This is a genomic window from Marinobacter sp. 3-2, assembly GCF_003751355.1.
Taxonomy (GTDB): Bacteria; Pseudomonadota; Gammaproteobacteria; order Pseudomonadales; family Oleiphilaceae; genus Marinobacter; species Marinobacter adhaerens.
The window spans coordinates 65,531-91,528 of sequence record NZ_RJUQ01000016.1 but is presented as its reverse complement, the minus strand read 5'-3'; the positions used below and the strand labels follow the sequence as shown (position 1 = coordinate 91,528).

At 58.7% G+C, this 25,998-nt stretch carries 23 protein-coding genes; 19 read left to right on the top strand and 4 right to left on the bottom strand.

Annotated elements, in window-relative coordinates; all coding sequences use genetic code 11:
- Genes lepB through pdxJ form a run of 6 tightly spaced genes read left to right on the top strand, consistent with a single transcriptional unit; the run spans position 1 to position 4,292 of the window.
- Positions 1-807, top strand: coding sequence for a signal peptidase I (lepB, locus tag EDB94_RS15860; RefSeq protein ID WP_014576286.1), 807 nt, complete (start codon positions 1-3; stop codon positions 805-807).
- A 26-nt stretch (positions 808-833) separates the two neighbouring features.
- A complete protein-coding gene (locus EDB94_RS15855; protein ID WP_008176189.1) occupies positions 834-1,223 on the top strand; it encodes a DUF4845 domain-containing protein in 390 nt (129 codons plus the stop codon).
- On the top strand, positions 1,220-1,909 hold the full coding sequence (rnc, locus tag EDB94_RS15850) for a ribonuclease III (protein WP_008176185.1): 690 nt from the start codon (positions 1,220-1,222) through the stop codon (positions 1,907-1,909). The genes EDB94_RS15855 and rnc overlap by 4 nt, the downstream gene beginning before the upstream one ends.
- A complete protein-coding gene (gene era / locus EDB94_RS15845; RefSeq protein WP_062785539.1) occupies positions 1,909-2,826 on the top strand; it encodes a GTPase Era in 918 nt (305 codons plus the stop codon). Before rnc ends, era begins: the two co-directional genes overlap by 1 nt.
- 7 nt (positions 2,827-2,833) lie before the next feature.
- Positions 2,834-3,562 (top strand): DNA repair protein RecO, encoded by a 729-nt coding sequence (gene recO / locus EDB94_RS15840; RefSeq protein ID WP_062785537.1) that lies wholly within the window; start codon positions 2,834-2,836, stop codon positions 3,560-3,562.
- The gene (gene pdxJ, locus EDB94_RS15835; RefSeq protein WP_014576288.1) at positions 3,552-4,292 is read left to right on the top strand and encodes a pyridoxine 5'-phosphate synthase; all 741 of its coding nucleotides are present in this window, start codon (positions 3,552-3,554) and stop codon (positions 4,290-4,292) included. Before recO ends, pdxJ begins: the two co-directional genes overlap by 11 nt.
- A gap of 12 nt (positions 4,293-4,304) precedes the next feature.
- Here the strand turns inward: pdxJ and EDB94_RS15830 are convergent, their stop codons facing one another.
- Positions 4,305-7,178, bottom strand: a complete 2,874-nt coding sequence (locus tag EDB94_RS15830) for an ATP-binding protein (RefSeq protein WP_062785535.1) — start codon at positions 7,176-7,178, stop codon at positions 4,305-4,307.
- A gap of 225 nt (positions 7,179-7,403) precedes the next feature.
- Between EDB94_RS15830 and cysM the strand changes: the two genes are divergently transcribed.
- The 5 genes from cysM (at position 7,404) to EDB94_RS15805 (ending at position 13,303) form a co-directional block, all read left to right on the top strand.
- The gene (gene cysM / locus EDB94_RS15825; RefSeq protein ID WP_062785533.1) at positions 7,404-8,297 is read left to right on the top strand and encodes a cysteine synthase CysM; all 894 of its coding nucleotides are present in this window, start codon (positions 7,404-7,406) and stop codon (positions 8,295-8,297) included.
- Positions 8,298-8,323: 26 nt separating this feature from the next.
- Positions 8,324-9,673, top strand: coding sequence for a 23S rRNA (uracil(1939)-C(5))-methyltransferase RlmD (rlmD, locus tag EDB94_RS15820; RefSeq protein ID WP_108018807.1), 1,350 nt, complete (start codon positions 8,324-8,326; stop codon positions 9,671-9,673).
- A 57-nt stretch (positions 9,674-9,730) separates the two neighbouring features.
- Positions 9,731-11,968, top strand: coding sequence for a GTP diphosphokinase (gene relA, locus EDB94_RS15815; protein WP_008176168.1), 2,238 nt, complete (start codon positions 9,731-9,733; stop codon positions 11,966-11,968).
- On the top strand, positions 11,965-12,822 hold the full coding sequence (mazG, locus tag EDB94_RS15810) for a nucleoside triphosphate pyrophosphohydrolase (protein ID WP_108018808.1): 858 nt from the start codon (positions 11,965-11,967) through the stop codon (positions 12,820-12,822). The genes relA and mazG overlap by 4 nt, the downstream gene beginning before the upstream one ends.
- A 136-nt stretch (positions 12,823-12,958) precedes the next feature.
- Positions 12,959-13,303: a hypothetical protein gene (locus EDB94_RS15805; protein WP_008176163.1), complete on the top strand. Its 345-nt coding sequence runs from the start codon at positions 12,959-12,961 to the stop codon at positions 13,301-13,303.
- Between the two features lie 32 nt (positions 13,304-13,335).
- Here the strand turns inward: EDB94_RS15805 and EDB94_RS15800 are convergent, their stop codons facing one another.
- Positions 13,336-13,569, bottom strand: a complete 234-nt coding sequence (locus EDB94_RS15800; RefSeq protein WP_008176161.1) for a hypothetical protein — start codon at positions 13,567-13,569, stop codon at positions 13,336-13,338.
- Between the two features lie 104 nt (positions 13,570-13,673).
- On the opposite strand from EDB94_RS15800, the gene ppc reads away from it, so the two are divergent.
- From ppc to EDB94_RS15770, 6 genes are all read left to right on the top strand, one after another.
- Entirely contained in the window at positions 13,674-16,319 is a 2,646-nt protein-coding gene (ppc, locus tag EDB94_RS15795; protein ID WP_108018809.1) for a phosphoenolpyruvate carboxylase, read from the top strand.
- Between the two features lie 78 nt (positions 16,320-16,397).
- The gene (locus EDB94_RS15790; protein WP_108018810.1) at positions 16,398-17,768 is read left to right on the top strand and encodes an HDOD domain-containing protein; all 1,371 of its coding nucleotides are present in this window, start codon (positions 16,398-16,400) and stop codon (positions 17,766-17,768) included.
- A 201-nt stretch (positions 17,769-17,969) separates the two neighbouring features.
- The gene (gene adk, locus EDB94_RS15785) at positions 17,970-18,623 is read left to right on the top strand and encodes an adenylate kinase (RefSeq protein ID WP_008176153.1); all 654 of its coding nucleotides are present in this window, start codon (positions 17,970-17,972) and stop codon (positions 18,621-18,623) included.
- 31 nt (positions 18,624-18,654) lie between these two features.
- Positions 18,655-19,350 carry a tRNA (adenosine(37)-N6)-threonylcarbamoyltransferase complex dimerization subunit type 1 TsaB gene (gene tsaB, locus EDB94_RS15780; RefSeq protein ID WP_108018811.1) on the top strand — a complete coding sequence of 232 codons (696 nt, stop codon included), beginning with the start codon at positions 18,655-18,657 and terminating at the stop codon, positions 19,348-19,350.
- Positions 19,351-19,483: 133 nt separating this feature from the next.
- Positions 19,484-19,846, top strand: a complete 363-nt coding sequence (locus EDB94_RS15775; protein ID WP_008176150.1) for a hypothetical protein — start codon at positions 19,484-19,486, stop codon at positions 19,844-19,846.
- Positions 19,846-20,685, top strand: a complete 840-nt coding sequence (locus EDB94_RS15770) for a class I SAM-dependent methyltransferase (protein WP_108018812.1) — start codon at positions 19,846-19,848, stop codon at positions 20,683-20,685. Before EDB94_RS15775 ends, EDB94_RS15770 begins: the two co-directional genes overlap by 1 nt.
- 6 nt (positions 20,686-20,691) lie before the next feature.
- On the opposite strand, the gene plsB is transcribed toward EDB94_RS15770, so the two are convergent.
- A complete protein-coding gene (plsB, locus tag EDB94_RS15765) occupies positions 20,692-23,160 on the bottom strand; it encodes a glycerol-3-phosphate 1-O-acyltransferase PlsB (protein WP_008176145.1) in 2,469 nt (822 codons plus the stop codon).
- Positions 23,161-23,313: 153 nt separating this feature from the next.
- Here plsB and nudC point away from each other — a divergent pair, with 153 nt between their 5' ends.
- Positions 23,314-24,129, top strand: a complete 816-nt coding sequence (gene nudC / locus EDB94_RS15760) for an NAD(+) diphosphatase (RefSeq protein WP_108018813.1) — start codon at positions 23,314-23,316, stop codon at positions 24,127-24,129.
- Complete coding sequence (gene murI / locus EDB94_RS15755; protein ID WP_108018814.1) at positions 24,126-24,989, top strand: glutamate racemase; 864 nt, start codon at positions 24,126-24,128, stop codon at positions 24,987-24,989. The genes nudC and murI overlap by 4 nt, the downstream gene beginning before the upstream one ends.
- Here murI and EDB94_RS15750 read toward each other — a convergent pair.
- Entirely contained in the window at positions 24,967-25,974 is a 1,008-nt protein-coding gene (locus tag EDB94_RS15750) for a DUF2156 domain-containing protein (RefSeq protein ID WP_108018815.1), read from the bottom strand. The genes murI and EDB94_RS15750 overlap by 23 nt on opposite strands.
- Positions 25,975-25,998: the final 24 nt, after the last annotated feature.

Genomic DNA, 25,998 nt, shown 5'->3' with positions numbered 1-25,998 from the left:
ATGGATATCGATTTTCCCCTGGTACTGGTGGTACTGACCTTTGCAACGGGTCTGATCTGGCTGGCGGACAAGCTGTTTCTTCGTGAGCGTCGTCTGGCTGCCTACCGTGCCAGCGGCACCGGAGACGCAGTGGATGAAGGCTCCCCGGCGGAATCGGAGGAGCCAAAAGAGCCCTACCTGGTTGACCTTAGCCGATCGTTCTTTCCGGTGCTGGCTATTGTTCTGGTCCTCCGGTCCTTCCTGGTTGAACCGTTCCAGATTCCGTCGGGATCCATGTTGCCCACCCTGGAAGTCGGCGATTTCATTCTGGTGAACAAATACGCCTACGGGTTCAGGCTGCCGGTTGCCGGCACCAAAGTGATTCCGGTCGGCGATCCCCAGCGCGGCGATGTGATGGTTTTCCGCTACCCGGAGGACGGCCAGACCAACTATATCAAACGGGTGATCGGTTTGCCCGGCGACCATATCCGCTACCGTGACAAGCAGCTGTTCATCAATGGCGATCGGGTGGAAACCCGGTTTATCGCGCGGCTACCGCCGATGGAACTTCGCCGCGAGGATCTCGGTGAAGTAGAGCACGACATTTTCCTGACCATGGGCCGGTCTGGCGGCGGTGGTGAGGGCGAATGGCTGGTGCCCGAGGGTCATTATTTCGTCATGGGTGACAATCGCGACAACAGTAATGACAGCCGCTATTGGGGCACGGTCCCGGACGAGCTGGTGGTGGGAAAGGCCTTTGCTATCTGGATGCACTGGAAATCCCTTACCAGTCTGCCATCCTTTGATCGTGTAGGCGGAATCGAGTAACTCGGACTATCTGGAGCGCAGTCGTAATGAAGAAAAACAATCTTTCCGGCATGGGCCGTCAGCGCGGTGCCTCGGCATTGACCATGATGGTGATGGTGCTGTTTTTTGGTGGCCTGCTGACGCTGGTGATCAAGCTTGGTCCCGCCTATCTGGATGACATAACCATTCAGGAAGCGCTGGAAAGCCTGGATGGTACCGAAGGCCTCTCCCAGATGGGGCCCGCCCAGGTCCGTACGTTGATCAACAAACGGCTCAGCGTGAACAATGTCCGGGGATTCGACGCCAAGAATATTTCGGTCGATAAAGACGGCGATCTGGTCGTTATCAATGTTGATTACGAAGTGCGCAACAACCTGTTCAGCAATGTGGATACGGTGGTTCACTTCAAGCACAAATATGAGATGAAGGGCAAGTGAGTTCACAACCGGATCTGGATCAGTTACAGCGGCGCATCGGCTATCAGTTCAAATCGCCAGAGCGGCTTCTGCTGGCACTCACCCACCGGAGTTATGGAAATCAGAATAACGAGCGCCTCGAATTCCTCGGCGATTCCATTGTGAATATGGTGATTGCCGAGTATCTGTTTCTGCACTTCGAAAAAGCCCGGGAAGGCCAGTTGAGTCGTCTGCGGGCCCGGATGGTAAAAGGCGTTACACTCGCCGAAATTGGTCGGGAGTTCCAGCTCGGCACATACCTCCGATTGGGCTCAGGAGAGCTTAAAAGCGGGGGCTTCCGCCGGGAATCCATCCTGGCCGACGCCGTGGAGTCCATCATCGGAGCCATCTACCTGGACAGTGATTTCCATACCTGCCGGGAACAGGTATTGCGCTGGTTCGAGCATCGTCTGGAAAAGCTCGACCTGCAGGATACCCAGAAAGACCCCAAGACCCGTTTGCAGGAATATCTCCAGTCCCGTCAGTTTCCGCTGCCACGCTATGACGTCATTTCCGTGGACGGCGAGGCCCACAACCAGACATTCCATGTATCCTGTGCGCTGCCGTCGCTGGACCGAAAGACCACCGGGACTGGCAGTAGCCGCCGGGTGGCCGAGCAGCAGGCAGCCCGTAACGCCCTGAAAGAGTTGGGCGTGGAGAACCAGTAATGAACGATATCACCCGTCCGGAAAACCCGGACAGTCGCTGCGGTTTTGTGGCCATCGTTGGCCGTCCGAACGTGGGCAAGTCCACGTTGCTGAACCATATCCTCGGGCAGAAGCTGAGCATCACTTCCCGCAAGCCGCAGACCACCCGTCATCAGGTGCTGGGTATCAAGACCGTAGGGCCGGTGCAGGCGATCTATGTGGACACACCTGGCATGCACGAGGAGGAGCCCCGTGCCATTAACCGCTACATGAACAAGGCGGCCACGTCGGCGCTCATTGATGTCGATGTGGTGGTGTTTGTGGTGGATCAGCTGGCCTGGACGACCGCGGATGAGATGGTGCTGGAGAAACTCAGTCGCCTGAAATGCCCTGTGATCCTGGCGGTGAACAAGGTCGACAAGATCGAAAAACGGGAAAGCCTGCTGCCGCATCTGGATATGCTCTCGAAAAAGCGCGAGTTTGCCGAGATCATTCCGCTTTCGGCCTTGAAAGAGACCAATCTGGAACCTCTGGAAGAGGCCGTGGGGCGTTTCCTGCCGGAGAGTATTCATTTCTATCCGGACGACCAGATCACCGATCGCAGTGAGCGATTCCTGGCCTCCGAGGTTGTCCGGGAAAAGATCACCCGGCAGCTTGGAGCAGAGCTGCCATATTCGGTGGCGGTGGAGATCGAGGAGTTCAAGCGCGAGGGTAAGACCCTGCACATATCCGCCCTGATCCTGGTCGAGCGCGAAGGTCAGAAGAAGATCATCATCGGCGAGAAGGGCGAGCGGATGCGCCGCATTGGTCAGGAAGCTCGTACGGATATGGAGCGTATGTTCGACAGCAAGATCATGCTGAGGCTCTGGGTAAAGGTGAAGCGTGGCTGGGCAGACAGCGACCGGGCCCTCAAAAGCCTGGGCATGAACGACCTCTGAGGCAGCTATGAAGGGGCCTGAGCTGCAGGAGCCCGCCTATGTCCTTCACCGACGTCCCTGGCGGGAAACCAGTCTCATGGTGGATCTGTTTTCCCTGAACCATGGCCGGATGACCGTCATCGCCCGGGGAGCCAACAGCGCCAAAAGTCCACTGAAAGCCCAGCTACAACCTTTTCAGCCTCTCATAGTAGATTGGGCTGGCCGGGGTGACCTGAAAACCCTGACCCAGGTCGATGTTCGGGCCGGCCCCACAATCACCCGGACAGTGTCGCTCTACAGTGGCCTTTACCTGAATGAACTGTTGCAGCGGATTCTGCCCGCTGCAGATCCCCATCCCACGCTCTTTGCAGCCTACATCGATGCCATCGGGCAACTGTCTGAAACCAGGGATGTGGAGCCGGTGCTTCGGCGTTTCGAACTCGCCTTTGCCTCCGCCCTCGGCTATGACTTTGCCTGGGATCGTGCCACGGATACCGGGCAATCCGTCGAGCCCGGCGGGGAGTATTGTTATGATCCGGAGCAGGGCATAGTGTCCGGGCTGTCGCCCGGGGTGCGCCTGCGAAATCTTCCGGGCGATGTTTTGCTCGATCTGGCCGGGGAAGATTTGCAATCTGAGCGCTGTCGGCGACTGGCGAAACGGGTCATGCGAGTCCTGATCGATTACCTTCTCCAGGGGCGTCCCCTGAACAGTCGCAGCCTTTTCACTCATCTTCGGGGAGAATCCCATGAATCCTAGAGTACTGCTTGGCGTCAATATTGATCACGTTGCCACCCTCCGTCAGGCGAGGGGTACCCGGTACCCTGATCCGGTCCAGGCAGCGCTTATGGCCGAGGAGGCCGGTGCAGACGGCATCACGATCCATCCCAGGGAAGACCGGCGTCATATTCAGGATCGGGATGTTCTGCTGCTCAAAGAAGTGCTCCAGACCAAGATGAATCTGGAAATGGCGGTAACCGATGCGATGCTGGCGTTTGCCGAACAGGTGCGGCCGGAATGTGTTTGCCTGGTGCCAGAGAAGCGTGAGGAATTGACCACCGAGGGCGGTCTGGATGTCGAGGGTCAGGAATCCCGCGTTGCCAAGGCCTGTGAGCGCCTGGCCCGGATTGGTGCCGAGGTGTCACTGTTTATTGATCCGGATCCGGTCCAGATTGATGCCGCGGTCCGCTGCGGCGCGCCGGTAGTGGAGCTGCACACCGGAGAGTATGCCGAGGCCGAAACACCTGACGCCGAGAACGCCGCCTTCAAAACCATTGCCGACGCCGTCGCCTACGCCCGCAAAAAGGGTTTGATTGTGAATGCCGGCCATGGTCTGCATTACCACAACACAGAGCGAGTGGCGGCAATCCATGGCATCAACGAACTGAATATCGGTCACGCCATCATAGCCCGCGCGGTCTTTACCGGTCTCAAAGAGGCGGTCCGGGATATGAAAGCCATCATCGATCAGGCCCGAAGCCGGGTCTGAGACGGGGCAGCCTCAGGTCGTTTCGGCGGCCTCATGGCGTTCCCGGAACAGCTGCTGCCAATCGGTCTGGTCGCTCCAGATCTGCAGGCGCTCCATGGCCGAGAGCAGCTGGTCTTTCTGGTGCTCCAGATCCGGAGCGGAGCATTTGATGGCCGTTTCCAGATGGTTGGCTGCGGCTCTCAGTTCCGGTACACCGCAGTAGCGGGTAGCGCCATGGAGCTTGTGAACACATTCCAGTAGCTCATCCATGCTGTGGCTGGCCCAGAGTTCCGAAATCCGCCCGCGATCCACATGTACCTGCTCCAGCAGCATGCTGAACAGCTCTTCGGCCAGGTCCGCCTTGCCGGCGGCCAGTTGGATGCTTTCGTCCACGCTGACGCAGTCCTGCTGCATTTTGCGTGTTGAAGGCCGGAGCGCCCGACGGGTGTCGCGAACTTCCGGAACGGGAAGCCGGCCGTCGTTGCCGCTCTTCGGGCACACGTAGCCGGTGTACTCATGAATGATGTCGTTGAGCTGGCCACTGCTGATGGGTTTGGGCATGTAGCCATCGAAGCCTTGCTTTGTCAGTCGTTCCTGCTCGTCTGCCAGAGCATGGGCAGTCAACGCAATGATCGGGGTCCGGTGATTGCCGGTATCCATCTCCCTCAGCCTTGCAGTGGTTTCCACCCCGTCCATGCCGGGCATCTGAAGGTCCATGAAGACCAGGTCGAAGGGTTTCTGTCTGGCCTTGCTCAGGGCTTCAAAGCCGCTGGAAGCGCTTTCGGCATCCAGTTGGCAGTCTTCGAGCAGTGTCATCACGAGCTTGAGGTTGGCATCGTTATCGTCCACGGCCAGCACTCTCGGAACATTGGCGGTCGTTGCGCGGTTGGCCGAAATCTCGTATTCGGGGACCCGCCCGCTGGAATTGATGCCGTGCACCAGTAGCAGCAGCTCATCGTACAGGGAATCCCGGCACACCGGTTTGGTGAGGTGGCCGCTGGCAAGTCCCGATAGCGGTGTGTCGTGGGTTTCAAGGGTGGGGGTCAATAGCAGTGTCCGGCAATCCCGTTCAATCTCCAGGGTACGGACAAGCCCGCAGTACTGGCTGGAATTGAGGAGGTGTCGGGTGATGCCCAGAATCGCCACGGCATAGCCCGCCTGGCTTTTCTGGGCCTCTTCAATGTGTTCCTGCAGGGCGCCCGGTGACGCTACCCGGTCGACCACCATGCCCCAGTCCCTTAACAGGTGTTCCACGGCCAGCCCGGTGGTTTTCTGTTGCTCCAGGTAAATGACCCTTTCCCCTCGCAGGGCATCCCTTGGGGCAATGGCTTCACCACTGGTGGCAAGCTCCGAGGTGAGCGTAAACCAGAAGGTTGAGCCTTTACCCAGCTCGCTTTCGAGCCCGATCTTGCCCCCCATTTCTTCCACCAGACGCTTCGAGATGGCCAGCCCAAGGCCGGTGCCACCATATTGTCGGGCTGTGGAGGCATCGGCCTGGCTGAAGGCGTTGAACAGGGATTGCTGTTGGGCCCGGGACAGGCCCACGCCGGAATCGGTAATGCTCAGGCGCAGGGTAACGCGGTTGGTGTCAGCTTCTTCCTCTTCCAGGCTCGCCCGCAGGACCACCTCACCGGTCTGGGTGAACTTGATGGCGTTGTTGACCAGGTTCGTGATCACCTGTTTGACCCGCAGGGGATCGCCCATGATGTTGTCCGGCACATCGTTATAGACCAGTGGCACCAGATCGAGATTCTTGGCGTGTGCCGCAGGCGCCAGCATGACCATCACTTCCTCAACGATATCCCGTAACTGGAACGGTACCCGGTCGAGGATCAGCTTGCCGGCCTCAATCTTCGAGAAATCGAGGATGTCGTTGATGATCGTGAGCAGGATCTCCGACGATTTCCTAATGGTGCTCAGGTGGTCCCGTTGCTGGCGTGGCAGGGGACTCTTCAGAAGCAGTTCGGTGAAACCTATGATGCCGTTCAGCGGTGTGCGGATCTCGTGGGACATGTTGGCCAGGAACTCGGATTTGATCCGACTGGCCTCGAGTGCTTCTTTTCGAGCGAAATCGAGCTCGATGTTCTGGATTTCGATGGTCTCCAGCGTTTCCCGCAGATCTTCGGTGGCCTGATCAATGTTCTGCTGCATTTCAGCCTGGGCCTTGCTCAGCTCCTCCGCCATGGCGTTAAGGCCGGATTCCAGCTGCTCGAACTCGGGGCCTGCGCCAGTATAGACGCGGGTATCCAGCTTACCTTCCTTGAGCCTGGCTACGGCTTCGTTGAGTTCGAACACCGGATTGGTGAACGCCCGGCTCAGCCGCAGCGCAATGGCCATGCTCAGAATCACGCCGCCGAGAATCAGCAGCAGGGAGATCAGCAGGGCTTTGTAGGTCTCTTTTTCGGTGCGGATATGGGACATTTCCACGACCACCCAGCCCAGAGGCTCCCGCAGATTCGACATCGACTGGCGAGCATCCGGGTCCAGCATGCTCTCGATCATCAGATCCTGGAGAAAAACGGGGGTAATGAAGCGGGTGCTGTTTTCCCGGGATATCCGGGTTGCGTGCTCGGCAGTGAGTTCCCCGGACTGCACGGTTTCCGAGCTTCCCGGCCCCGTATGGAGGAGGCGGGAGCCGTCACTGCCAAAGAACGTGATGGAGCGGACGTCCTGCTCTTCCAGAAGGGCATTGGAGAGGCTGCTGAGCAGGCTGCGATTGGCGGTAAACAGGCCATATTCGGAACCGGCGGCGAGCTGACGGGAGAGTGATTCGCCCCGATCCTTCAGCAGGCTTTCTATATTGTTAACCCAGCTGTAGGTGAAGAACAGCCCCAGCATCAGGGTGGTCAGCAGGGTGGGAACCAGCGTTACCACCAACACTTTCTTGCGAATGCCCCAACGTCGCATACCGTGATCCTGAATTATTGCTTTTGTCCGCGTCGCAGAGCGGAAAACGTCCGTGTTAAGAATAGCTGATCCGGAAAGGGATAACTGTGGTATCAGTCCCGACAGTACCGGAAAATCCCGTGGCGGATATAGCCGCCGGTCATGGATATAGCGAGAAGCTGTATTGGGAGACCGGGGCGATAACGCGTATCATGCGAAGCCAAAAGTGTACCACAGGGTTATCATATGCATTTTCCCACCATTGAAGATTATGTCGGGCACACCCCTCTGGTTCGCCTGCAGCGTCTCCCCGGTGAGACGAGTAACGTGATTCTGGCCAAGCTGGAGGGCAACAACCCTGCCGGCTCGGTTAAGGATCGCCCGGCCATCAGCATGATTCAGGAAGCGGAGCGCCGGGGCGACATCAAGCCAGGGGATACCCTGATTGAGGCGACCAGCGGCAACACCGGCATCGCTCTGGCCATGGCGGCGGCGATCAAGGGATACCGCATGGTGCTCATCATGCCCGCGAACATGAGTGAGGAGCGCCGGGCATCCATGCGCGCCTATGGTGCGGAGATTGTCACGGTCACCAGGGAAGAAGGCATGGAAACGGCCCGTGACCTGGCCCTCAAGATGCAGGCGGAAGGCAAGGGTACCGTGCTGGACCAGTTCAGCAACCAGGACAACCCGCTGGCGCACTACCGTACCACCGGCCCGGAAATCTGGGAGCAGACCGGTGGGCGGGTTACCCATTTTGTCAGCTCCATGGGCACCACCGGCACCATTATGGGGGTGTCGCGCTACCTCAAGGAGCGCAACCCGGATATCCGCATCATCGGTTTGCAGCCAAAAGAGGGCGCCTCGATCCCCGGGATCCGGCGCTGGCCTGAAGCTTACCTGCCGAAAATCTACGACGCGGCCCGCGTCGACCAGGTGCTGGACGTAGGTCAGGAAGAAGCAGAGACCACGATGAGGGCCCTGGCTTCCGAAGAGGGTATTTTCTGTGGCGTATCCTCCGGCGGTTCGATTGCAGCCGCGCTCAAGCTCTCCCGGCAGGTTGAAAACGCCATCATCGTGGCCATTATCTGTGACCGCGGCGACCGCTATCTTTCCACCGGTGTGTTCCCCGGCGCCTGAATACGACTTTATCAAGAGACCCAAGTATGAGCAGACGACGCAGGAAGGTTCTTCCAAAAGAGCCCGTGCGCTGTGAGATTGAAACCCTGAGCCATGATGGCCGGGGTATTGCCCGTCAGGACGGCAAAACCCAATTTGTCGATGGCGCCCTGCCAGGCGAAACCGTGATGGCGAAAGTGGTGTCCAGTCGAAGCAAGTTCGATGAATTGCGTACCGAAGAGGTTCTGGACGCTGCCCCCGGTCGCCAGACACCCCCCTGCGAGTTTGCCGACCTGTGTGGTGGTTGTAGCCTTCAGCACATGAGTGGCGATGCCCAGATCGAGTTCAAGGAAAACACCCTGCGGGAACATTTTGCCCATTTCGGGGGCATCGAGCCCGAGGAATGGATTGCCCCCCTGCGCTCGGAAGAGAGTCTGGGGTACCGTCGAAAGGCTCGCCTGGGCGTTCGTTACGTCAAGGCCCGGGAGTCTGTCCTGGTGGGCTTCCGGGAGAAACGCAACAGTTTCCTGACCGACATCGATCGATGCGTGGTGCTGGATCCGCGCATTGGCGAGCGGATATTGCCGCTGCGCAACATGCTTCATGATCTGGAGGCCTACAGCCGAATCCCCCAGGTGGAAATTGCCTGTGGCGACGACGTTGCCGTGATGGTGTTCCGTAACATGGATGAGCTGTCGGTTGGTGACCGGGAAAAACTCATCGCCTTTGGTCAGGCCCACGAATTGCATATTTACCTGCAGCCGAAAGGGCCCGACACCGTCCATCGGATCTGGCCCGAGTCAGCGGGCCGGGATGAGGAACGGCTGAGCTACCGACTGGATGAATTCGACCTGACCATGAAATTTCATCCCATGGACTTTACCCAGGTCAATGCAGGCATCAATCGTGCAATGGTACACAGGGCCGTGGAATGGCTGGATGTCCAGCCTGGCGAGCGAGTCCTGGATCTGTTCTGTGGTCTGGGGAATTTCACTCTGCCGCTGGCCACGCGAGCCGGGCAGGTTGTTGGCGTGGAAGGCGACGAGACCATGGTCGTACGGGGCCGGGAAAACGCGGAACTAAACGGTCTCGACAATGTCGCTTTTCACGGTGCCGACTTGCACGGTGACTTCACGGGCCAGAGCTGGGCCAAAGAAGGGTTCGACAAGATTCTGATTGATCCGCCCCGTTCCGGTGCCGAGGAGATCTGCAAGTACCTCACGGCCTTCGGGGCACAAAAAATAGTCTATGTCTCCTGCAACCCGGCCACCCTGGCGCGCGACGCAGGCGTTATGGTGCGCAGCGGCTATCGACTGGTGCGCGCAGGTGTGATGGATATGTTCCCCCACACCACCCATGTGGAATCCATCGCGTTGTTTGAGAAGGATTCCGGCTGACGATGTTGTGGGCAGTCAGGGATGGCTGCGGAAACCATCAGGAATAACAAGACCGATATGGTAAAAGTTCGCGAAGACTACGCAATGACTGGCGATGGCCAGGTGGATATCGAGGGCTGGGTAAACCAGATAGCCTCGCAAACGCACCTGGACGACGCTGACCAGTTCCGGTTGGCCTGCGAAAAGGCAGCGGAAATCGATCTTCAGGCTTTCCGGCAGGATCGCCAGTGGGCACCTGGTTCCAGTAGCTTCCGGATTGGCATAGAGATGGCCCAGGTTCTGGCGGAGCTGCACCTGGATCAGGCTAGCCTGGTGGCGGCGATCCTTTATCGCGCCGTGCGTGAAGAGCGCGTTCCCCTGGAGACAATCCGCAAGGAATTTGGCGATGAGGTGGCAGGCCTGATCAATGGCGTGCAGCAGATGGCGGCCATCTCGTCCATCCACCACCCGCTGAAGGGTAACGTTCTGGGCCAGAGCGAAGGCCAACTGGACAACGTCCGCAAGATGCTCGTCACCATGATTGACGATGTCCGGGTTGCCCTGATCAAGCTGGCGGAGCGTACCTGCGCCATTCGGGCGGTAAAGGATGCTCCGGAAGAAAAACGCATGCGCGTCGCCCGGGAAGTGTTTGATATCTACGCACCCCTGGCACACCGGCTTGGCATTGGTCACATCAAGTGGGAGCTGGAAGATCTTTCTTTCCGGTACCTGCATGGTTCCGCCTACAAAAAGATCGCCAAACTGCTGGACGAAAAGCGCCTGGATCGCGACGGTTACATCAAGCGGGTGATTGAAACCCTGCAGACCGAACTGAAAGCCTATGGCATTGAGGGCGAGCTGTCAGGACGTGCCAAGCACATCTACAGCATCTGGCGAAAAATGCGCCGCAAGGGCATCGACTTTTCCCAGGTTTACGATGTTCGCGCCGTACGTATCCTGGTTCCGGAGGTTCGCGACTGTTACGCCGCACTGGGTATTGTCCACACGCTGTGGCGCCACATCCCCAACGAGTTCGACGATTACATTGCCAACCCGAAGGAAAACGGTTACCAGTCCCTGCACACCGCCGTGATCGGGCCCGAGGGCAAGGTCATGGAAGTGCAAATCCGAACCCACACCATGCATGAGGAGGCGGAACTGGGCGTTTGTGCCCACTGGTTGTACAAGGGCATGGACAAAGGCAACAAGTCGACCGGCTACGATGCCAAAATCAACTGGCTGCGCCAGGTTCTGGAGTGGCAGGAGGAGCTGGGCGACCTGTCCGGGCTGGCCGACCACCTGAAATCCGATGTCGCATCGGATCGGGTGTATGTATTCACACCCGAGGGCCACGTGGTGGATCTGCCCCAGGGGGCAACGCCGGTGGATTTCGCCTACCGGGTTCACACGGAGATCGGCCACGCCTGCCGCGGTGCGCGGGTGAACAGCCGAATCGTTCCGCTGACCTATCCACTGAAAACCGGCGATCAGGTGTTTATCCTGACCTCCAACAATCCGGCCCCAAGCCGCGACTGGCTGAACCCGAGCCTTGGTTACATTCAGACTTCCAGGGCGCGCGCCAAAGTAACCCACTGGTTCAAACAGCAGGATCGTGGTCGCAATATCGTTGACGGTCGTGCCATTCTCGAGGACGAGTTCAGGCGTCTGTCCCTGTACGATGTAGATCTTGGTGAGCTAGCGAGGAAGGTTAATTACCAAAGTGCGGAGGACATGTTTGCAGCCACTGGAGCCGGTGACCTTCGCCCCACGCATGTCGCCAATGTGGCCCAGCAGATGCTGGAGCCCAAGTCCGAACAACTGGATCTGAAACTCAGCGCCCAGCGCCGCAAGCCCTACGATACGGAATCAGACATCCAGATCCTGGGCGTCGGAAAGCTCAAGACTCAGGTGGCGAAATGTTGCAAGCCGCTGCCCGGAGACGCGATCGGTGGCTACATCACGGTTGGCCGTGGGGTTACGGTCCATCGCCAGGACTGCCTGACGTTCCTGAATCTGCGTGAGTTCGAGCCCAACCGGATTATTGAGGTCAGCTGGGGTGGCCGGCAGGCTGCTGTCTATCCTGTCGACATTGAAATTGAAGCCTATGACCGATCCGGGCTGCTGAGAGATATTACCCAGGTGTTGTCGGCCTCCAAGAGTGATGTGCTGTCGCTTAATACCCTGAGCAACAAGGACGAGAACACGGCCACCATGACCGTGACGGTAGAGATTTCCAGCCTCGAGCAGCTGGCGCGGTTGCTGGCGCAGATCCGTAACCTGCCCAATATCATTGATGTAAGGCGTAAACGCGGATGAGCTATACGATCGAGGATCTGAAAACCCTGATGGCCAGGCTTCGGGATCCGGAGACGGGCTGTCCATGGGATACCAGGCAGTCCTACAAGACCATCGTGCCGCACACGCTGGAGGAGGCCTACGAAGTCGCCGATGCCATTGAGCGAGAGGATTACCCGCATCTGAAAGACGAGCTGGGGGACCTGCTGTTCCAGGTCATTTTCTACACCCAGCTTGGTCGGGAAGATGGCCATTTCGATTTTGACGATGTGGTCGATCATCTGGTGCGCAAACTGGTAAGGCGGCATCCACACGTTTTTCCGGAAGGGACCCTGGAAAGCCGCATTGATCCGGATAATCGGCCGGATGAGGCCTGGATCAAGGAAAGCTGGGAGCGCATCAAGGCCGAGGAGCGGGCAATGAAGCCGGCACCGGAAGCCAGCGCCCCAGTAAGTCGGCTTGACGGCATTGCCCGGACCCTGCCTGCAATGGCTCGGGCCGAGAAGCTCCAGAAACGGGCAGCCAGGCACGGTTTCGACTGGCCAAATGTTGGCCCGGTTTTCGACAAACTTCACGAGGAAATCGACGAGCTCAAGGAGGCATGGGAAGCCGCACAGACGGGGGCCGGTGATCCCGATGCCGTTGAAGATGAGCTCGGCGATCTCCTGTTCGTCTGTGTGAACCTGGCACGGTTCATGAAGGTTAACCCTGAGCAGGCACTCAATCGAACCAACCATAAATTCGACGCCCGGTTCCGGGCGATTGAACGTGTGCTGGAACGGGAGGGTCGCGATATGGACGAAGAATCTCTGGAGGCGCTGGATGCCGTGTGGCAGGCGGTGAAAGGCGTGGAGCGGGGAGAGAACGAGCACTGAAAATGGCGGATCGGTAAGTACAATCCGTTACCAATTTTCTCGCCCCCGGACCGACGGCTTCGTCTACACTTCCGGAAACGGATGCACAGTTTTCGTGCGCCGTGCGCCATCAATAAGATGCAGGAGTGAAGGCACCATGAAAATCAAAGATCTGGTCAACTACTGGGACAAGCATGCACGTGGTCGGCTTACCCGAGACGCCTACTTCATGGCGTTGTCTGACCAGCATCACAAGCGTCTCGAGAAACTCGCAGCGCTCTATCCGATGAAGTCACCTCAGGATCTGATGCGGGATCTGATTTCTGCAGCACTGGACGAAATGGAGACCAGCTTTCCGTATGTTCAGGGCACCAAAGTGGTGGCGTACGACGAGGATGGCTTCGAGATCTACGAAGATCAGGGCCTGACTCCCAAGTTTGTCAGCCTGAGCCAGAAGCACATCCAGCGCCTCAAGGCCCGTCAACTGGAATCAGTCGCCTGACGACACGGGCAGCGAAAGCTGCCCGCCGCTATTTACTTGTCTTTCCCTTCCAGCTTGTCCTTCAGTGGGCTCTGGCGTACCAGATCGTCCAGAGCTGCACCAATCATGTCGTTCAGAATATCGCTTTCACTGCGGTCCGGGTAAAGTTCCGCCAGTGCAGCCACGCGTGCGGCATCTTCCAGCGGCAGGCGCAGGTTATAATCGTGGGTGCGCTCCACGGGCTCTTTTTGCTGTTCCCAGTGTTTGGGCAAATCAGTGACCTTCATGATAACTCCTTGCAGCTACAGGCTTGAATCGCCAATAGACTTTCTCGACTGTTCCTTAGTATCGTAAGTTTACTTCGCCTCCGTCAATTCAAAAGGACGTCAATGTGACTGAGCTACATCCCGAACTCCGAGAAAACGTACGAATGCTGGGTGAACTTCTGGGCCAGAGCATACGGCGGTATCCCGGACAGGAATGCTACGAGCTGATTGAGGAAATCCGGGCGGCTGCCAAGTCCGACCGTCGCCAGGAAAGCGGGTCCGGCCAGCGACTGGTCAATCTGCTGCGCAAGTTGAGCGATGATGAGCTGCTTCCGGTGACCCGTGCCTTCAACCAGTTCCTGAACCTGGCCAACCTTGCCGAGCAGTACCATGGTATTCGTCGCAAACGCGGGCACCAGTCTGATCTGATGGTCGAATCGCTCGGGGAGGTGTTTGAGCGGCTCAAGCAAGGTTATGTCACGCCGGAGGAACTGCATCAGAGGGTGGCGGATCTGCGAATCGAGTTTGTGCTGACGGCCCACCCCACCGAGGTTGCGCGTCGCACCCTTATTATGAAATACGACGAGATGTCGGACTGCCTGGCGCGTCTGGACCATGACGACCTCATGCCTGCTGAACGGGAGGAAATCGTCAATCGCCTGTCTCAACTGGTTACCGAAGCCTGGCACACCGACGAGATTCGTCAGGAGCGACCAACCGCAGTGGATGAGGCCAAATGGGGCTTTGCGGTTATTGAAAACAGTCTGTGGCAGGCCCTGCCACAGTTTCTGAGGAGCCTGGATACGTCGCTGGAAGACGCGACCGGAAAGGGCCTTCCCCTGCAGGCATCCCCCATCCGCATTGCATCCTGGATGGGCGGTGATCGTGATGGCAATCCGAATGTCACCCACAAGGTGACCCGCCGGGTTTTCCTGCTTGGCCGCTGGATGGCAGCGGATCTCTATCTTCGTGATATTCAGGCGCTGCGGGCCGAACTGTCCATGTGGCAGGCCAGCGACGAGCTCAAGGCCGTTGTTGGTGACTCCCGGGAACCCTACCGCCATGTGCTCGCCGAACTCCGTGAGCGGCTGATCAGAACCCGGGACTGGGCAGAGGCGAGCGTCAACGGCGAGACCGCGGACGCCAACGGTATTCTCTTTGAGAACGAGGATTTCACCGGTCCCCTGGAGCTCTGTTACCGATCCCTGGTTGAGTGCGGACTCGAGGACATCGCCAATGGTCCGCTGCTGGATACCATCCGCCGGGCGCATACTTTTGGCCTGCCTTTGATTCGTCTGGACATCCGCCAGGAGGCCAGCCGCCACGCGGAGGCGGTTGCCGAAATGGTCGATTATCTTGGCCTGGGGGATTATCTGTCCTGGTCAGAACAGGAACGCCAGGCATTCCTGGTGAAGGAACTTCAGGGCCGGCGCCCACTGGTCCCCCGAAATTGGGAGCCCTCGGAATCGGTCGGCGAGGTGCTGGCAACCTGTGAAGTGGTGGCGCAGCAAACGCCGGAAGCCCTCGGGTCCTATGTTATCTCCATGGCCAGCAAGCCCTCTGATGTATTGAGCGTGATTTTGCTGCTCAGGGAATCCGGAATGAAGTTTCCGATGCGGGTCGTGCCCCTGTTTGAGACCCTGGATGACCTGCGTGGTGCTCCAGACAGCATGTCTGCGCTGTACGAGGTTGAGTGGTATCGGGAGTATTGCCAGGGCAGGCAGGAAGTGATGATCGGCTATTCGGATTCCTCCAAGGATGCCGGCCAGCTGATGGCGGCCTGGGCCCAGTACCAGGCCCAGGAGAAACTTACCCACGTTGCCCGCCAGTATGGCGTGCATCTGACCCTGTTCCACGGCCGTGGCGGTACCGTTGGCCGTGGCGGCGGACCAGCCAACAGGGCGATACTGTCCCAGCCGCCGGGCTCGGTAAACGGCAGTTTCCGGATTACCGAGCAGGGCGAAATGATTCGCTTCAAGTTCGGTTTGCCGAGGCTGGCGGTTCAGAGCCTGACGCTCTACACCACGGCGGTTATCGAAGCTACCCTGGCCCCGCCACCCCAGCCCGAAGATAGCTGGCGGGAAACCATGGACTGGCTTACCGAGCGGTCCTTGAAAGCCTACCGCGATGTGGTCCGGGAAAATCCTGACTTCGTGCCCTATTTCCGCCAGGTCACGCCGGAACAGGCACTGGGGAAACTGGCACTCGGCAGTCGCCCGGCCCGGAGGAAGGCCACCGGCGGCGTGGAAAGCCTTCGGGCCATACCGTGGATCTTTGCCTGGACCCAGATGCGGCTGATGCTGCCCAGCTGGCTGGGCAGTGACGTGGCGCTTGAAGAGGCGGCCCGGGACCACCGGCTCCCGGTATTGCGTGAGATGATGCAGGGCTGGCCGTTCTTCCGCACCTATGTGGATATGCTGGAAATGGTGCTGGCCAAGGCAGATCTGCGCATCGCCAGCTATTATGAGCAGACGCTGCTGGACGATGATCGGTTGAAAGCCCTTGGGGAGAGTCTTCGCGTGCGCCTCCAGGGTTGTATCGAGCGACTTCTGGAACTCAAGGAGCAAACGGATCTGCTGGAGGGAGAACCCGTCTTTGCGCATTCGATGAGGGTGCGTAACCCATACACGGATCCACTGCATTACCTTCAGGCCGAATTGCTGCGGCGGGACCGGGAAAGTGAAGGCAAGGGCGAGGTGCCGGAACTGGTGGAAAGAGCACTGAAAGTCACCATGGCAGGTATCGCTGCGGGCATGCGAAATACTGGCTGACCTTGCAGCAGAATAGAAAAAAGTGCCGGGACAGGGCCGGGTAGTCTGGCCACCGACCAAGAACAAAGGGAGTAAGCTGTGGCTCTGGCTGCACGATTGGAACGTTTTCTCGCCCGCAAGGGCATCACTTATCGGGAGTTGCCGATAGATCAGGTCACCAGCCTGGATGCGGCAGTGATTGCCTCGGGGATGTCTCAGGACAACTTTGTACAGGCCACTCTGCTGATCGACATTACCGGTGTCGTGATGGCCGTGCACAAGTTCGACAGTTCCCTGGACCCGGATGCCGTTCACCAGCTGACCGGTCGCCGTCTCCAGCCGCTGACCGCACGGCAGACCATGCGCCTGTTCAGTGACTGTGATCCCGGCTTCACACCGCCCATCGGACAGGCTTACGAGCTGCCCGTTATCGTGGACGAGGATGTGATGCTGGCGGATCAGGTCGTGTTTTCCAGTGGCACTGATCATTCACTGCTAGAGATGGATGGCCGATCCTTCCGTCTGGCCCTGGCCGGTGCCAGGGCGGGCCACCTGGTTATCCGGGGGCCGGGTAACGGCAACCGCGAGGCGCTGACGCTCGAGGAAGTGGCCGACAAGCTACAGAAGCTTTACCGTCTGCCCCCCATGCCGGCCCTGGCGCTGCGTATTTTGCGGCTGACTGCCAACACCGATGCGACGGCTCGTGAGCTGGCAGAGCTGATCGAGTTTGATCCCAGTCTCACGGCCCAGATCATGCGTTACGCCCGGTCTGCACTGTTCAATTATCCCGGCCAGGTCAATTCGGTGCAGGAGGCGGTCACCCGTGTGCTGGGCTTCGATCGTGTGGCCCACATCGCCCTGGGCATTGCCTCCGTTCGTGCCTTTGAAGTACCCCGTCACGGCATTCTGGGCATGGACAATTTCTGGCGCCACTCCCTGTACTGCGCGTTCCTTTGCCAGATCATTGCGCCGCGATGTGGCGCCGAAAAGGGGCTGGGCTATCTCTGCGGCCTGTTGCACAACTTCGGCCTGTTGCTGGTCGGGCATCTGTTCCCGGCCGAATTTGATGAGCTGAATGAGCTTCGCGAAGCGAATCCTGAAGCCAGCATGAACTCGCTTGAGCAGCAGGTGTTCGGGCAGGGCAATGGCCAGGAAATCCTGTCGGTGGGCCATGGCGCTATTGGCGGTATCCTCCACCGCTTATGGCAACTGCCTGATCCTGTGGTCAAGGCGGCCGGCGTGCATCAACAATCGGGTTACCATGGCGAGCACGAGAACTATGTTTTGATGGTACAGCTGGCCAACGCCCTGTTGAAGGACCGCGGTATTGGCGATGAATTCAATCCCGACGACGTGCCCGCTTTGCTGGAAGGCCTGGGACTGACGCCCAATGTTGTGGAAGAACTGAATGCTGAACTGGATCGTGTGGCTCCGGATCTGGACGCACTGGCCAGCTCCCTGTCATCCTGACACCCTGTCGTTATTCGCTGGGAAATACGGACTTCCGGTGCATGATACGGAGGTCGACTTTCTCTGACGTGGCTGACTTCGTATAATGCGCCTTCGCCGATTTCGGCTGACACCTGTTCCGTGCAGGAGAGGCTGTCGCAAAGGCACGGGTTTTTGCCACAGCTTTTCAAATGATAATGACTAAAACGGGAGCACAGCGTTATGCGAATCATCATGTTAGGCGCGCCGGGCGCAGGCAAGGGAACTCAGGCCCAGTTCATTACTGAACGGTTTGATATTCCCCAGATCTCCACCGGTGACATGCTGCGTGCGGCGGTGAAAGCCGAGTCCGAGCTGGGCAAGCAGGTAAAGGAAGTCATGGCAACGGGCGGCCTGGTGTCTGACGACATCATCATCGCGCTGATCGAAGAGCGTATTCAACAGCCTGATTGCAAGAACGGTTTCCTGCTCGACGGTTTCCCGCGGACCATCCCCCAGGCTGAAGCTCTGAAAGACCAGGGAATTGCCATCGACTATGTGGTCGAAATTGCCGTGGATGACGAAGAAATTGTCAGCCGACTGTCCGGTCGCCGGGTGCACGAGGGAAGCGGTCGTATCTACCACGTGAAATACGATCCGCCCAAGGTCGAGGGCAAGGATGACCAGACCGGAGAACCGCTGGTTCAACGTGAGGACGACAAGGAAGAGACGGTTCGCAAGCGTCTGAAAATCTACCACGACCAGACTGCACCGCTGGTTGGCTACTACCAGGACTGGGCGTCGAAAGAGCCGGCCGCGGCACCGAAATACGTCCGTGTCGAGGGCGTTGGCAGTCTGGACAGCATTCGCGACCAGATCCTGTCTGAACTCAAATAAATTGGCATCCTGACCTGAGGTTTTCACACCGGTGAAACTGTTGGCACTGGATACGTCATCGGAGGGCTGCTCGGCAGCCCTTCTTGTTGATGGCGAAATCTCCGAACGCTTTGAGCTTGCCCCCAGAGGCCATACCCGGCTATTGATGCCGATGGTGCGGCAGCTTCTGGCGGAGAAGAATCTTGCTCCGGCAGAGCTTGATGCCCTGGCCTTTGCCTGCGGGCCGGGCTCTTTTACCGGTGTCAGGATCGCGACCGGTGTTGTGCAGGGTCTTGCCTGGGGGCTGGACATTCCGGTGGTGCCGGTGTCTTCACTGCAGGCCGTGGCGCTGGGTGCCATGGATGCTCTGGATCCTCACGAGGAAACCGGTATTGCGGTAGCCTTTGATGCCCGCATGGGCGAGGTGTATTGGGGCTGCTTCGCTGCCCGGGCAGGACTGCCTGAGGCGTTGGCTTCGGAACAGGTCTGTCCACCCGAGGCAGTCACACTGCCAGCGGGCCCCGAGCGCTGGTGCGGAGCAGGGCCGGGCTGGCAATACCGCTCCGCCATGCCAGCGGAGGTGTCAGGGCGCGTTGATCCCGTCGATGAAACCCTGGTGCTGCGAGCAGCCTGGGTTGCGCGCCTGGCGGTGATCGCATTCGGGCAGGGCAAGGCGGTGCCGGCGGAGCAGGCTCAACCTGTCTACATCAGGGATGAAGTGGCCTGGAAAAAACTGCCTGGTCGATAGTGACCCCGGCCGCCCGGTCTGATCCGGGCAAACCGCTTTGGGTAAAAACTGACCAGCTGTCTTTTCTTCCGTGCGATAATCTTCCATACTTCCATTTCACGTTTTCCTGTCATCCGGCCAGCGGTATCTGAACATGATTGGCGGAATTAACCCGGGTAACAATTTCAATTTCCAGACCGGCAACAACAGTCTGGTCAGGGAGCGCAGCGATGCGGCCCGTGCGCCGGCATCAACGCCCGAAAAAACACCTGACGCGGCCCGCCGTGACCTTGCCGATGGCAATCAGGGTGTTGTCAGCGACCGCAATGCGACCGAAAGCCTCGAGCGGCGTGTAGAAGCCCGTCGTGCCGCTGAAGACGCCCGTCTGGAGCGGTTCCGCGCAGACGAAGTGTCCCTGCCAGCCGCCAGGGCGCTGTCGACCTTTGCCTCTGTTGCCGCAGCCGGTCAGGAAACTGGCGGCAATGGTAGCCTGGCCGGAATTGATATTCTGGTCTGATGCCTGACTCGTCCCCGTCCGCTCCGTACGCCCGCTCTGAACGTTTCCAGAACATCGTCGCTGTTGCCCGCAGTGCATTGGGTGACCGATTGCAGGCCGATGCTCTTGCCGATTCGCTCGGGGTCCCGAATCTTGGTGTCGTCCGCCCCAGAGACATCCGCGACTTCCCGGTTTTACTGTTCCTGGATGAGCAGGGCCTTGGCCTGCAGATGACTGGTAAAGGTGCGCCGGGACCGGTGCGTGCAGAATTCGTGACCGGCAAGATGGGGTATCGGCGGGAGCATGGCGGTGGCGCGGGCCAGTTGGTGGCCAAGGCGGTCGGCTTGCAGAAAACACGGGCCGCACTGCATGTCGTTGATGCGACGGCGGGGCTTGGCCAGGATGCCTTTGTGCTTGCCAGCCTTGGCTGCACGGTTACCCTGTTCGAGCGTAACCCGGTCATTCATGCCCTCTTGGCCGATGGCCTTGCGCGCGCAGCCCTGAATGTGGATTGTGCGGCCATTGTCGAGCGCATGCGACTGCTGGAGGACAGCAGTATTGAATGGCTGGCCCGACCAGGCACCGAGGCGGCGGATGTTGTCTACCTGGACCCGATGTTTCCGCATCGGGACAAGTCGGCCCTGGTAAAAAAGGAAATGCAGGTTTTCCGCACTATCGTAGGAGACGACGAGGATTCCGCACAATTGCTCGCGGCCGCTCTGGAGCGCGCCCGTTACCGGGTGGTGGTCAAGCGGCCCCGTAAGGCATCGGCCATTGAGGGAGCAGAGCCAACCACCCGCATTGAGGGCAAGAGCAGCCGCTACGATGTGTACGCCATCCGGGCGCTGCCACCGCAGTAAACGCCATCAGGCACCCAGCATGGTGACCTGCTGGATTGCCTGTCGCTTCTCGACACTCAGCACCAGGCGGGCATCGTCCGCCACCTCATCCAGCCCCTCCCCATAGCAGAGCAGGCCATTGTCATCGGTGGTGATAACGCCATTGTTCTGCATATTGGCAATGAAGTTGCGGAACAGGCTCTTGTCGAAAAACTCCGGCGCATTCAGGCCGAACAGGATCGACATCCGCTCGGCCAGCAGCGCGCTCTGTTCTTCCAGTTCGGCGGCGCTGATCTTGCCCGAGCCGTATTTGCGGAGAATGCCCAGAGCGATGTGGTAGCGCTCTACCGTCTGGATGATGAAGCGGGACAGAACCCTGAGCCTCAGCATGGCTTCGGTACCTTCCTCGGGTCGACCGATCCGGTCATCGTCCAGGGGCTTCAGCAAGTCATGTTCGATGAGAACATCAATCCACTGATTGATGACCTTCCTGGCTTCATCGGGCTGGTATTTCAGGAACAGTTCCGATTGCAGGTAGGGGTAGGCTACGCTGGCGAGGAACACAATCTTGTCCCGGCCCAGCGAATCCTTGTTCTCGAAAAGGCTGGCGATCAGTGAGGGCAGCGCAAACAGGTGCTGGATGTTGTTCCGGTAATAGGTCATCAGGATTGCGTTGCTGCCTTCGAGGGCAATAATGTCGCCCAGCTTCTGCGGCTGGCGCGTCACCAGGCCCATGCCTTCACAGTAGGCGATCCAGTCTTTGCCGGACCCCTCGGGCAGGGTTACCGTTTCCGCATACGGGAAAGCCTTTAGCAGGGCGGCGTATTGATCCATCAAGCGGATCAACTGTCCCTCGTCCATGGCCAGTCGCTCGGTGCCAAGAAGAACCGTGGCGGCCATGCCGATCGGGTTTACCGCAACCGACGCGTTGATGTTCGACGCTACCCGGAAGGACAGCTCTGAAACCGCGCTGTTAAGCCACTTCGGACGATACTCGGCGTCGTAGGCCTCGTCGCGCCAACTACCGTGAACATCGTCCAGAACCTCAGACAAATGAATGGCTTCGCCAAAGTTGACTGAAACCCGACCAAAGGAGTTACTGAGTTTGCGAACGGTCTTGGCAAGACCGAATACGCTTTCTTTTTCCTTTTTCTTGCCACGAAGTTCACCCAGGTAGGAGCGGCCTTCCATCACCTTTTCATAGCCGATGTACACGGGCACGAATACGATCGGTTTGCGATGGTCCCGAAGGAAACTGCGTACGGTCATTGCCAGCATGCCGGGGCGGGGCTGCAGCATGCGGCCTGTGCGGCTTCGGCCGCCTTCGATGAAATACTCGACGGAATAGCCCCGGGAGAACATTACGTGCATGTATTCATTAAACACGGTGGCGTACAGCGGGTTGTCCTTGAAACTGCGGCGCATAAAGAACGCCCCGCCACGGCGCAGGATCGGGCCGACAATGGGCATATTGAGATTGATGCCTGCGGCGATGTGCGGAGGCATCAGTCCATTCTTGTAAAGCACGTAGGACAGCAGCAGGTAGTCGATGTGTGAACGGTGGCAGGGCACGTAAACCACGGCATTGTCTTGCGCCACTTCCTTCACCACCCGGATATTGTTGATGGCAATGCCGTTGTAGATCCGGTTCCAGAGCCATGACAACAGCACCTCCATGAATCGAATCGTGACAACGGACATGCTCGCCGCAATCTCATCCGCATATTTGTAGGCCTTGGCGCGGACTTTCTCAGGTGGTATGTCGTCTCTGGCAGCGGTCTCCCGGATGGCTTCCTTGACCGCCTGGGTGCGCACCAGACCTGCCACCAGGGTGCGGCGATGGGACAAGTCTGGCCCCAGTACCGCCTGGCGAACCCGGCGGAAGTGGGTTCTCAGGATCCGGGCCAGCTTGCGGTTGGCCCGCTCCTCGCTGTGCCGGTATTCGTCGATCACCTGTTTCAGTGAGAGCGGCTGGTTAAACTGAACGTAGGTGTTGCGACCATGAACCATGATGATCAGTAACTTCTGAAGCCGGCCGGCGATGGACCAGGTGTCGGACAGCAAAAGTTTTACCAGGGACTTTTCCTTGTCCGGGGAGCGCCCCCAGAACAGGGACACTGGAACAATCTGTACGTCCTGGTCCGGATGTTCGAGACCGTAGCGAACCAGGGCCTGAAACTCGTTCGTGGGTGCCGGCGCCTGACGCCCCCTGAAAAAGCCACCGATCCGGCGATAGAGGAAAAAGAAGGAGTGGGACGGGCCGTTCTTCACCGGAAGGGCTTCGGTGGCGCCAGGAAGTCCTGCACGGATAACTTCCTGCTCCAGAACCAGGCGGCTCGACAGCGAGCTGTATTGCAGCACGTAGCAAACCGGTTTGTCGGGATCCAGGGCGAGGGCTTCAACGCTGTTGCCGCTGACATCAGTCCGGACCCAGATAAACAGTATCTTGCGGAAAAGGGTCAGGATCAGGCTGCGAATGCCCTGGTAAAGACGCATAAATGGCAACTCCGTTGACGAAACAGGTGCCAAGTTTACTTGGTTGAGTACAGGGCGGAAAGGTGGACCTTTCATTCTTGGCCGGTGCGGCAATGTGGTACATTTCCGATTGATCTTCCAATAACCCAGTTGATGCATCGAATGGTGATCGCAATGACTCAGTGGATACCGGGCTGGACGACCCGCCGGCCGGAAAACGGCGATCTGATCCTCGCGCTGTCGGGATCGGGTGTGGTCAAGCCCGATAACGGCTGGCTGCACAGCGGCGACAGCAGCTTTTTTCGGGGCGAATTGTCCGATTCCGTATCTCTGGGCAGTTACAATGGGCGCGGTGTATTCGTGACCGAACTGCCGGACACCGACGTCGGTAATCAGGAGGTTGTACCGCTGCGGGATGCGCTTTTGATGGTTAGCGATGCGCCGGCGGATATGCTCAGTACCGGCTTTCAGGTCTGGCAATGGTGGCGCGACCACCGATTCTGTGGCCGCTGCGGCGAGGAAACCGGTTTCCATCCGCGTGAGCGGGCCAAGTGGTGCGAACCCTGTGGCATTCCCTGGTACCCGAGGCTGGCGCCCTGCGTGATTGTCGTCATACGCCGGGATGATCGGCTTCTGCTCGCGAAGTCCTCGCGGGTCAAACGGCACTTCTACAGCCTCATCGCGGGGTTTGTTGAACCGGGCGAGAGTCTGGAAGGCGCTGTGCACCGTGAAGTGAAAGAGGAGACCGGGCTGGACGTCACTAACATCCGCTACCACGCCTCGCAACCCTGGCCATTCCCCCATCAGCTCATGGTCGGCTTCTTCGCCGATTACGCCGGAGGCGAGCTGGTTCTCCAGGAGGACGAGCTTGCCGATGCCGACTGGTTCCTGCCGGGCGATACGCCACCGGTACCACCGGAAACCACCATTTCTGGCCGATTGATCCGGGCCATGGAACACGAGATTTCCCGGGGAGGCATTCCGGTTTGAGCAGGCAGTCACCTCCAAGGGTTCTGGTGTTTGACTCCGGTGTCGGTGGTCTGAGCGTTGCGGCCTGCATTCACCGGCAACTGCCGGGACTGGAAATCGTCTATCTGGCAGACAACGCAGGCTTTCCCTATGGCGACAAATCCGAGGCGGTTGTGATCGACCGTTCTTGCAGTCTGATCACCAGAGCGCTCGAGCTCTACCCGTCAGACGCCATCGTGGTGGCCTGCAACACCGCCAGTACCGTGGTTCTGCCGCATTTACGTGCGATGACGGCGGTGCCGGTTGTGGGGGTGGTGCCGGCCATCAAACCGGCGGCAGCAAAGTCCGTGAATCGGCGAATGGGGCTGCTGGCGACACCGGCAACGGTTCGCAGGCCTTATCTCGACAGGCTGGTCGAGGAATTCGCTGGCGATTGCAGGATTGAGCGTATTGGCCATCCGGGGCTGGTGCGCTGGGCAGAGGACCTGGTTTCCGGAATCGAGGTTCCGCTTGCCGAGCTGAGCGAAGCCATGAGGCCTTTTAAAGAGGCCGGTGTGGACACCGTGGTGCTTGGTTGCACTCACTATCCACTGTTGCTGGAGAGTCTGAGGGCGAGTCTGCCGACGGTTCGTTTCTGGGTGGACTCGGGCGAGGCCATTGCCCGACGTGTAGCCTGGCTGCTGGAACAGACCGGTCGGCTTGATGTTGCTCAAGGCCCAGTTGCCAGCGCAGGGAAACAACCTGTGAGCGCTGCGCTGTTTTCAGGGCCGGCACCGAAGGGCATCGCGCCCTTCATGGCGGGCCTGGGGCTGGAGGTCAAACGGGTGAGCGAACACTGGCCGGGAGAGCCCCTGGGGGCTACAGCAACCGGGTCAGCTTGAACATGGCGAGAAACTCCAGCGCCGGAATCGACCGTTTGTGACAACAGTAGGTCTTGAAGTTGTCTCCCCTAAAGCGCGACTTTGTAAACTCCAAGCCTTTGAAGTTGTATAGAAAATTGCCCTTCTCGTAGAGCCCGTGCAACAGGCGTTTCAACAGCCTGCTCTCCTGATGCTCTGTTGCAGGATCCAGTGAAAGGGGGATCAGTCCGAGATCCAGATAAGGCACGCCTTCCACCCTGAAGACCTCCATCGCATGAGCCATCAGGGTATAGAAAATGCCCTGTCGGAAATCGGCGTTGGCCCGGGAGATATTGGGCACGTAGCTGATAATCTCGTTGTTGCGATAAATCGGGTCAAAATAGATAAACCCAACGGCCTTGCCGTCCTGATAGGCGTAGAAATGCCGTTCGTTTTCGCGATAGTCCATTTCCATGGGACGTATCAGAAAGCGGATTTCATTGCTCTTGCATTTGCGGGTTCGAATCCAGGCCTCGGATATTTCACGGGTGTGATCGTCACTGAAACGCTCTTTCACCGTAATACCGTTTTTTTCTGCCTGGTTCAAAGCGGTTCGCAGGATCTGTTTTTTCTTTCCGCTGAGGGACCAGCGGCCCAGATCGATACGGGATTCGCTGCCAAACTGGGTGCCATAGAGACCAAATCGCAGGTGCAGGAAATCGACGACGGGCTTGGAGACCTGGATGTAACTGGCGTTTGGAAAGCGCTGGTGGAAGCTTTCCAGCAGGTTGCCAAAGTCTTCCGGCGCACAGACGGGATCCGAGAGCACGAAGGTGCCGCCCCATTTGCGCATGTAGGCGATATACCCCATGCCCGGTACATCAAAATATTGCATGCCCGGTTGGAGCGTTGAAAACGACTGGGAATGGGTACCGTACTTCTTCAGGAAGCCGACCCGCTCGGTAAACGTGAATGAGCCGCTCTCAAGTGTGCCAACCCTGTCCAGTGCGAGTATCTGATCCGACATGCTGCTGCTCCCTGATTGTTTTTG